Below are 6,765 nucleotides of genomic sequence, written 5' to 3'. Positions count from 1 at the left end.
GCCAAAAATATTGGAACCTATATAACGATTGCCAATACTTGAAAGCAGAAGATGATATTCCATATGAAGATCAGGACCCCCATTCCAAACGGTTGATCGACGCTTGCGACAGTGACAGGTTCGACATTACCCCGGATCATATCAGACTCGCTCGCCAAGGCTATTTCGCCAACATCTCATATATTGACGACAAAATCGGTGAAATCCTGCAAACTCTGGAAGACACACGGCAAGAAGCGATCATCCTCTTTGTATCCGACCATGGCGATATGCTGGGCGACCGCGGCCTCTGGTTCAAAATGAACTTCTTTGAAGGCTCTGCCCGTGTGCCGATGATGATCTGCGCACCGGGACTGGAACCGCATGTGCAAACCACACCGGTCTCCACCATCGACGTTACCCCGACGCTTTGCGATCTGGCCGGAATAGATATGTCCGAAATCAAGCCCTGGACCGATGGCATCTCATTGCTGGCGCTGGCAAAGGGCGGGGAGCGTATGGAACCCGTCGCCGTGGAATACGCCGCAGAAGGCTCCATCACACCTTTGGTGATGCTGCGCGATGGCAAGTGGAAATACACCCGCTGCCTGGCCGATCCTGACCAGCTTTTCGATATCGAGAATGACCCGATGGAGCGCAACAACCTCGCCACCGACCCGGCCCATTCCGCCACGCTCCGGACCCTGCGCGCGAAATCCGAGGCGCGTTGGGATTTGCACGCCTTCGACGCACAGGTCCGCGAAAGCCAGGCACGGCGCTGGGTGGTCTATGAGGCGTTGCGCAGTGGCGGTTATTACCCTTGGGACTTCCAACCGCTGCAAAAGGCATCAGAACGCTACATGCGCAATCACATGGATCTGAACACGCTGGAGGAAAGCAAGCGCTTCCCGCGGGGCGAATAAACCGTGACGCGCCGTGTCGGGGCGGGGTTTCATCCCCCGACCACCACCACCGATCGCCCGGTCCTGCCACTCACGCCTGCGCCAGCCAATCCCGCGCCGTGTCCAACTCGCTAAGATCAAAGGTGCGCAGCTTGGTTGCCATGAACGCCCCCGCCGCCTTGGTCAGCGGGCTGATCCAACCCATGTCCGACACCACCGCGCAATGGGTGATATGCGGCAGGATTTTTACGTCATATTTGATGCCCTGCCATAGCAGGCTAGGATCAAAGCCGTGGAAACTCTCGATGATCTCCAACAGCTTGATCTTGTCATGTTCTTTCACGAAAGCGTCGAGCGGGGCCGACAGGGCGTCGAAATCCTCTGAAGTGACTTTACCCGAGACGGTAAATTCAAAGATCTTGCTTTGCGGCAGCGTGCGATAGGTGGTGGCCATGGTGCAACTCCATTCATTCAAGATGATGTGGCGCAGCATAGCATGAATCGCGCAGCTTCGCGCTGATCGCAATCAGGTTTTTCGTATGAAGCAAGGCGCCACCGCAAGGCGGGCTGCATCACCCCATCTGATCCGCCAATATAATCTCCGCCCCTTTCCATCCCATCAAGATCGAAGGCGCGTTGGTATTTCCGGCAATCAGGTTCGGGAACGCGCTCGCATCACAGACGCGCAGTCCCTGCACCCCCTTCACCGCCAACCGATTGTCCACCACATCGCCCATTCGACAGGTGCAGGAGGGGTGATAAACCGTCCCCGACCGCAACCGGAAATCGGTGATCAGATCGGCATCCGAAGTTACCTCCGGTCCCGGCCGCAATTCCTCAGCGATCACCTTTGCCATCGGGCCTTGCGCCGCGATCTTGCGGATGAACTTCACCGCCGCCAGCATTTCCGCCACATCATGGTCCGTCGAATAGGCATTACCGACAATCTGCGGCGGCGCGAACGGATCGTCTGACCGGACTTTCAGCCACCCGCGCGAGGTGGGGCGGCAATTCGACAACCCGATCGACAGGCCGGAAAACGGGTCGGGTGTCAGCAAAGGGCGCTCACCCGCCTTCGGAATCAGAGTGGAGAACGCCTGCATGTAAAGCTGCATGTTCGGGCGGGCGAGGTCCGGCGAGGTCCGGAAAAACCCACCCGCATGATTGATGCTTTTTGACAGCACGCCGCGCCCGGTCAACAGATATTGCAACCCCACCGCCAGTTTGCCCCACCACGGGCGCAAAATGTCATTATAGGTCGGCACCTTCATCCGGTAGGTATAGTTCAATCCCTGATGATCGTTGAGATTGCCTCCCACCTGCGGGTTATCGACCAGAACCGGCAGACCCAACGCCGCGAGATCTGCCCCCGGCCCGATGCCGGAAAGCTGCAACAGTTGCGGTGAATTGATCGCGCCCCCGGCGAGAATCACCTCCCGCGCGCGGATCACCTCACGCAGGCCGCCGCGCGCGACCTCCACGCCCACCGCCCGGTTCACTTCAAACAACACCCGCGTTACATGGCTGTGCAACCGCAGTTCCAGATTTGGCCGCCGCAGGGCAGGGCGCAGAAACGCCCGCGCCGCCGAATTGCGCCGCCCGCCCTTGATCGTCATCTGATAAATGCCCGCACCTTCCTGCTGCAAACCATTGAAATCCGGGGTTTCGGGCAGGCCGGCAGCGCCGCAAGCGTCCAGGTAATTGCGCACCAACGGGTGCAACCCCTGCTGGTTTGCCGAGATGAACAAAGGCCCGCCTTGCCCGCGCCACGCATCCGCACCCGCCTGATTATCCTCAATCGCGCGATAGGCGGCCAAGGCACTGTCCCAGCCCCAATCCGCCCCGCCAACCGCAGCCCATTCGTCGTAATCGGCCCGATGCCCGCGGATCCAGACCATTGCATTGATCGACGATGACCCGCCGAGAATCTTGCCGCGCGGCCAGTAATCGCGATTGCCGCCAAGGCCGGGGTCGGGATCAGTCTCGTAAGCCCAGTTGACCGCCTTGTTGTAAAAGAGCTTGCCATAACCGAGTGGCATATGGACAAAGAACCGGTTGTCGGAGCAGCCCGCTTCCAGCACCAGCACCCGATGCTTGCCCGATGCGCTCAATCGATCCGCAAGCACCGAGCCTGCAGACCCCGCGCCGACAATCAGAAAATCTATTTCTGCCACCCGCTTCACCTCTTTGCCACGGCCAGCCTAGTCCGGCGGCTGCGTCGAACCTTGACCGCAAGCGACAGAAAAAGTCGAAAACGTTTTATGTCTCAACTCGATATTCTGCCGAATAAGTGACAGGGAAATTCACAGAGCGGGCAATGAAACACACCGCATGGATGCGGTGGTGAATGGCCTCCGCCACCGCCATATCCGCGCTGGCAGCAAGCCAGATCACCGGGCGCAACTGCGCCGAGACAAAGCGCCCGGCACCGCCTTTGCCAACCTCTCCCACACCGATCGGTGCATCCTCGTAGCGCGTCACGACGATGCCCGCTTCGGACGCATAATGCAGATACCAAAGCATGTGGCAGGCAGAAAGCGCGGAAAGCAGCAAATCCTCCGGGTTCATCTTGCCGGGATCGCCACCCAGCAGCGGATCGTTGGAGCAATGCACGACCGGCTTGCCGGGCACCGCGATATCCCATGTCCGGGCATAGGCCTTGTAATGCGCTGTCCCCTCGCCGGTGTTGCCGGTCCAGACCACCCGGCTTTGATAATCGTGCATGCTTGCGCCCTTCATCTTGGTCCAAATACCTATGCCACAATCAGCCTTCAAACGTGAAATTTGAAGCCAAGCACACCGATTTTTTTTGTCGAAGAATCTGAGTTTCAATGAAAATTCGCAGGACTAGCGCCCCTTCCAGACCGGATCACGCTTTTCTGCAAAGGCGCGCGCACCTTCCAACTGATCCTCCGAGGAATAAAGCCGGTCCACCGTCACGAATTGCCGCTTGGTGATCCGGTTAAGCGCATCCTGAAACCGCATCGCTTCCGCCTCGCGCACCACTTCCTTGATCGCGGCATAGACCAAGGGCGGCCCATTTTCCAGCAATCGCGCAAGCGCCCAAGCCTTGGTCAGCAACTCCCCCGGCGCGCAGATTTCCTTGATCAATCCCCAGCGCTGCGCCTCCTCGGCATCAAACCAGCGCCCTGTCAGCAATAGATCCATCGCGACGTGGTAAGGAATCCGCTTCGGCAATTTGATCGACGCGGCATCCGCCACCGTCCCCGACCGGATTTCCGGCAGGGCAAATGTCGCCGTATCAGCGGCCAAAATCAAATCGCAGGACAGCGCCAGTTCCAACCCGCCACCACAGCAAATCCCGTTGACCGCGGCGATCACCGGCTTGTTGAGATGCGGCAATTCCTGCAAGCCACCAAAGCCGCCGACTCCGTAGTCGCCATCCACCGCATCGCCATCCGCCGCCGCTTTCAAATCCCAACCGGGGCAAAAGAATTTCTCACCCTCCGCCCGCAGGATGCAAACGCGCAGACTGTCATCATCGCGAAAATCGCGAAACACCTCGCCCATGATGCGGCTGGTGACAAGGTCGATTGCATTCGCCTTTGGCCGGTCCAGCGTCACTTCCAGCACCGCCCCTTTGCGGCGGGTCTTGATCGGCCCGTCATTGCGCATTTCCATCATATTGCTTCCTTCCAAATCACCGCATCCACGGCAACAACCCCGTGTTCCAAGACCATCAATGGATTGATTTCCACTTCCTCCAGGGCCACATCCTGCATCATCGCCTGTACCTGCAAAGCCGCTGCAACGGCCGCCGCCGCATCGCCCCGCAGCCGTCCGCGATACCCGTCAAGCAACGGCCACAGGCGCAATCCGCGCAACGCAGTTTCCACCTCGTCCGCCACCACCGGACAAATCAGCGTCACCGTATCGGCCAAAAGCTCCGCCGTCACCCCGCCAAAGCCCATGGTCATCGTAACGCCATATACCGGGTCGCGCCGCAGACCCAGCAGCAATTCCGCGATCACGCCTTGCACCATTTCCTCCGCCAGATAGCCGGTTGCGCCCGGCATCGCCGCCTCGCCGTCAAGGCTGTGCAGACCAAGGCGCACCGCACCATTTTCGGATTTATGCGCGAAACCAAGCCCTTTCAGCGCGAAAGGCAATGCAAGCCGCCCGATTTGTCGGCTGAGTCCCGGTAAATCCTCTGCCTGTACCCCGTTTGGCACTGTGACACCCGCCGTCGCCAGCAAGGCTTTCGCCGCGACCTCATCCAGCATCATCAAATCCGGTGCCCGGCGCGTGCTGATCGGACGCCATCCTGCCCGCCCCGGAGGTGTCTGCGCCGCAACCAAGGCCGCCAGCGCGGTGTCCAATCCAAGAAGCGGCACGGTTCCCCGCGCCATCATCGCATCGACGAGCCTTTCATCAAAATTTTCGGGCAAGGACGAAACCGGAAATGCAGGCTTGCCGGTCAGCGCCGCTGCTGCCTCAATCGCGTCGAGCGCGGGTTGAAACGACGATGGATCACAACGATCCTGGCGTGGCGGATCAATGATGAATATCCCCGCATCATAGCCGCCCAACATGGTCGCAAACACATCAGTGGTGCGCGGCCCGTCGCCCCAGATGAAGGTATGATAATCAAGCGGATTCGAAATGGTAACAATCGGCCCCAGTATTTCTCCCAGCCGCTGCCGTTGTTGCGCACTTGGCGGCAGGAAACCGATACCTGTTGCCGCGCCCAGATCCGCCACCAATCCCGCTTCACCGCCCGAACAGGAGAGCGAACACAAGCGGCGGCCGATTTGAGGGCCGTGAACATGCGCAATTTTCAACGCCTCCAGCAGCTGCGGCAAGGTGCTGACTTCCGCCACCCCTGCCTGCCGCAAGAACGCGGATGAGGCCACGCCGCCGCCCGCCAAAGATGCAGTATGCGATGCCGCCGCTGCCTGAGACGCCTCGGTCTTGCCGGATTTCAAGCAAACGATTGCCTTGCCTGCCGATCGTGACACCTCCGCCAATGCGGCAAATTCTGCGGCGTTGTCAATGCCTTCGACATAAAGGCCAAGCGCCGTCACCCGCTCATCCGCCAGAAGCGCCGCTGCAAGATCCGCCAAACCGACCTGGGCTGCATTGCCCAGACAGGCGACATAGGCCACCGGCAAACCCCGCGCCTGCATCGTGAGGTTGATCACGATATTGGAGGATTGTGACAACAGCGCCACCCCGCGCGCCACCCTTCGGCCGCCATGCTGATCCGGCCACAGCAGCGCGCCGTCCAGGTAGTTGATCAAACCATAACAATTCGGCCCCAGGATAGGCATCGCGCCTGCCGCAGCGACCAGATCCGCCTGTAACCCCGCCTGCCCCGCTTCCGTCCAACCCGAGGCAAAGCAGATCGCGCCGCCTGCACCCATAGCGGAAAGCTCACGGACCACATCCACCGTGATGTGGCGATTGACACCGATAAAAGTCGCATCCGGCGGTTCGGGAAGATCGGACAACCCGGCATAGGCATCAAGTCCACCCACGATCGGCTTGGTCGGGTGTACTGGCCAAACAGGTCCATCAAAACCCATCTTCTGACACTGGATGATGACGTTTTCGGCCCAGACCGACCCGAGAACCGCTATTGAACGCGGTCGCAAAAGACGATGCAGCACTGTCATGGCCGCACCGCGTGATCTGCAGAAAATAGGGGGCTCCGCCCCACCTTGATTGGCGAGCCAATCAAGCTCCCCCGGGATATTTTTGAAAAGATGATGGGGCAAAGGAGTCGCCCTGCCCCCAACCAAGGGAGCAGGGAAACATCACCTGTTACGGTCATCGGCGTCCCCGCCTGTACCGTAGCTTCAGATTGCACGCTCATGATTAAATTTCCGTTATCATCTGTTTGAAAATATCCTCCGGGGGGTGA

The 6,765-nt window shown here is 59.5% G+C and carries 6 protein-coding genes; 1 reads left to right on the top strand and 5 read right to left on the bottom strand.

Going from position 1 to position 6,765, the window contains the following annotated elements:
• The coding region (gene betC, locus L0H65_RS11680; RefSeq protein ID WP_301459189.1) for a choline-sulfatase at positions 1-902 on the top strand (902 nt) is incomplete at its 5' end.
• 70 nt (positions 903-972) lie between these two features.
• Here betC and L0H65_RS11675 read toward each other — a convergent pair.
• The 5 genes from L0H65_RS11675 to L0H65_RS11655 form a co-directional block, all read right to left on the bottom strand.
• Entirely contained in the window at positions 973-1,335 is a 363-nt protein-coding gene (locus tag L0H65_RS11675; RefSeq protein WP_301459187.1) for an STAS/SEC14 domain-containing protein, read from the bottom strand.
• A gap of 118 nt (positions 1,336-1,453) precedes the next feature.
• The gene (locus tag L0H65_RS11670) at positions 1,454-3,055 is read right to left on the bottom strand and encodes a GMC family oxidoreductase (protein WP_301459186.1); all 1,602 of its coding nucleotides are present in this window, start codon (positions 3,053-3,055) and stop codon (positions 1,454-1,456) included.
• 85 nt (positions 3,056-3,140) lie between these two features.
• Positions 3,141-3,605: an OsmC family protein gene (locus L0H65_RS11665; RefSeq protein WP_301459184.1), complete on the bottom strand. Its 465-nt coding sequence runs from the start codon at positions 3,603-3,605 to the stop codon at positions 3,141-3,143.
• Between the two features lie 123 nt (positions 3,606-3,728).
• Positions 3,729-4,526 carry a carnitinyl-CoA dehydratase gene (locus L0H65_RS11660; protein ID WP_301459183.1) on the bottom strand — a complete coding sequence of 266 codons (798 nt, stop codon included), beginning with the start codon at positions 4,524-4,526 and terminating at the stop codon, positions 3,729-3,731.
• Positions 4,523-6,517 (bottom strand): acetate--CoA ligase family protein, encoded by a 1,995-nt coding sequence (locus tag L0H65_RS11655; protein ID WP_301459181.1) that lies wholly within the window; start codon positions 6,515-6,517, stop codon positions 4,523-4,525. Before L0H65_RS11655 ends, L0H65_RS11660 begins: the two co-directional genes overlap by 4 nt.
• Positions 6,518-6,765: the final 248 nt, after the last annotated feature.

It is taken from the genome of Pseudorhodobacter sp., assembly GCF_030452865.1.
Taxonomy (GTDB): domain Bacteria; phylum Pseudomonadota; class Alphaproteobacteria; order Rhodobacterales; family Rhodobacteraceae; genus Pseudorhodobacter.
Note: the sequence above shows the minus strand (reverse complement) of the source record. Positions and strands in the feature narration are given on the sequence as shown.

Excerpts from the sequence above, each read along its gene's own strand:
- L0H65_RS11655 (WP_301459181.1), bottom strand. The coding sequence starts at position 6,517 with ATGACAGTGCTGCATCGTCTTTTGCGACCGCGTTCAATAGCGGTTCTC.
- L0H65_RS11675 (WP_301459187.1), bottom strand. The coding sequence starts at position 1,335 with ATGGCCACCACCTATCGCACGCTGCCGCAAAGCAAGATCTTTGAATTT.
- L0H65_RS11665 (WP_301459184.1), bottom strand. The coding sequence starts at position 3,605 with ATGCACGATTATCAAAGCCGGGTGGTCTGGACCGGCAACACCGGCGAG.
- L0H65_RS11660 (WP_301459183.1), bottom strand. The coding sequence starts at position 4,526 with ATGATGGAAATGCGCAATGACGGGCCGATCAAGACCCGCCGCAAAGGG.